The sequence below is a fragment of the uncultured Campylobacter sp. genome, assembly GCF_938031315.1.
Taxonomy (GTDB): domain Bacteria; phylum Campylobacterota; class Campylobacteria; order Campylobacterales; family Campylobacteraceae; genus Campylobacter_B.
Genome location: NZ_CALHHT010000223.1, coordinates 1 through 2,018 on the forward strand (window position 1 = coordinate 1; position 2,018 = coordinate 2,018).

The window sequence follows — 2,018 nt, forward strand, 5'->3', positions numbered from 1 at the left end:
CAAGGGCCTTGGTTGCGGTATGGATCCTGCGCTTGCTAAGATGGCTGCGGAGGAGAACTACGACGATCTTAAGGACCGCTTGGACTACTCCGACATCGTTTTCGTGGGCTCCGGTCTAGGTGGCGGTACTGGTACGGGCGCTGCACCTATCGTTGCAAAAGCTGCGAAAGAGAAAAAAGCGCTAACTATCGGCGTCGTTACTACTCCTTTCGGTTTTGAGGGTAAAAAGCGTATGCGATTAGCGCAAGAGGGTCTTGAAGAGCTTAAAAAAGAGTGCGATTCCATAATCGTTATCCCAAATCAAAATTTATTGAAGATCATCGATAAAAAAACCGGCCTAAAAGATGCCTTTAAGATCGTAGATAATGTCCTATTCCAAGCCGTAAACGGTATGATCTCCGTGATCTTAGAATCGGGCGATAGCGATATCAACGTCGATTATGCCGACGTTAAAAAAGTAATGACTCACCGCGGCCTAGCGCTGATGGGTATAGGCGTTAGCGAGGGTGACGGCGCGGCGGAAGAAGCGCTAAAAAGCGCGATCCAATCTCCACTTTTGGATAATACCTCTATCCACGGCGCTATGGGCGTGTTAGTACATTTTAAGATGTCGCCTGATTGCTCCTTGCTTGAGATCGAATCCGCGATGAATATCATCGAAGATACCGTGGATAAGGATGCCGACGTTACTTGGGGTACCACCACCGATCCTAAGATGGAAAATAACCGCGTCGAGGTTACTCTCATCGCCACCGGCTTTGAAAGGAGCGTCGAGGAAAAAAAGCAGGTCGCCAGCGATAACGTAGCCGATCGCAGAAAGGCGCTTTTAGAGAGCATGGGTCGAAATTCTATCTTTTCTAGACAAAAGGTAAGTAGCGGCGATTTTAACGGAGACGAAACCTACGACGAGCTCGACGAGCCCGCATTCCTACGCAACCAGATGGACTAAATGCGTAGACGAGATAGGCAGCTAAGCGAAGATGAGGCGTTAAAAATCATCGACGAGAGCGAGTACGCTACGCTTAGCTGCATAGACGATAGCGGCGAAATTTTTAGCGTGCCTATCTCGCCCGTACGCGATGCAGACGTTATTTACATCCACGGCGCGCCTGCCGGCACAAAGGCAAAACTCTTTCAAAACGGACGCGCGGTAACGGCGGTTTTTGTTAGCTATAACCGCGTTCCTACCCCAAGCGACGAAGAATACCGATCTATCGCAAACGACGCTGCCGCTTTAGGCTCTAGAGTTTATACGACGGAGTACCGCAGCGCGATCGCCGTTTGCGAAGCAAGTGAAATAGAAGATGACGAGCGTAAAATTTACGCCCTGCGGATACTATGCGAAAAATACACCCCAAACTACATGTCGCGCGTGGAGTTCGCCTCCAGAGCATCATTAAAGCGCATGAAAATTTACGAACTCAAAATAAAATCCGTAACCGCAAAGGCTAAAATTTTATAATGCGTCCAAATTTGCGCTTCCTGCGCTATGCCTTACTTTGCAGGAATCTCTTCTTTTATATGTTTTTGTCCTTTTTGTCGACCGCCCTACTTTACCTGCGATCGACATTCGCTTGGGTTTAGTGCGGTACCTCTTTTCAACGCCGCTATTTGATTTCAGCTATGATGGGCTTTAAAGGAGCGAGATTGAAATTTTTTGTAACCGCCGTGAATACGGAGGTAGGAAAGACATTCGTTACGGCTTCGCTTCTGCGGGCGTTTTTACAAAGCGGTCGCACAGCAATCGCGTTAAAGCCCGTGCAGACGGGATGCGAGATAAGCGGCGGCAAGCTTGTCGCGCCGGATGTAAGCGAGTATGCTAAAGTAAGCTCAGCTAGCGACATTGCGCCGATTTATGCATTTAAATTTCCGGCTTCGCCGCATTACAGCGCGAGTTTAGAGCATCGAGAGATCAAGACGGATGAAATTTTAAAATTTATCGACGCTCATTCGGCGCAGTGCGAAATCACGCTGATCGAAGGCGCGGGCGGTATTTTCGTGCCGCTAAACTCGCGCGA

Annotated in this window: 3 protein-coding genes; all 3 read left to right on the forward strand. The window is 48.9% G+C overall.

What is annotated here, in order from left to right:
- A partial coding sequence (ftsZ, locus tag Q0236_RS05580; protein ID WP_297915905.1) for a cell division protein FtsZ occupies positions 1-949 on the forward strand: 949 nt, incomplete at its 5' end.
- The gene (locus tag Q0236_RS05585; RefSeq protein WP_297915907.1) at positions 950-1,462 is read left to right on the forward strand and encodes a pyridoxamine 5'-phosphate oxidase family protein; all 513 of its coding nucleotides are present in this window, start codon (positions 950-952) and stop codon (positions 1,460-1,462) included.
- 185 nt (positions 1,463-1,647) lie between these two features.
- Positions 1,648-2,018 (forward strand): ATP-dependent dethiobiotin synthetase BioD (gene bioD, locus Q0236_RS05590; RefSeq protein WP_297915909.1); only part of this gene is annotated, 371 nt, incomplete at its 3' end.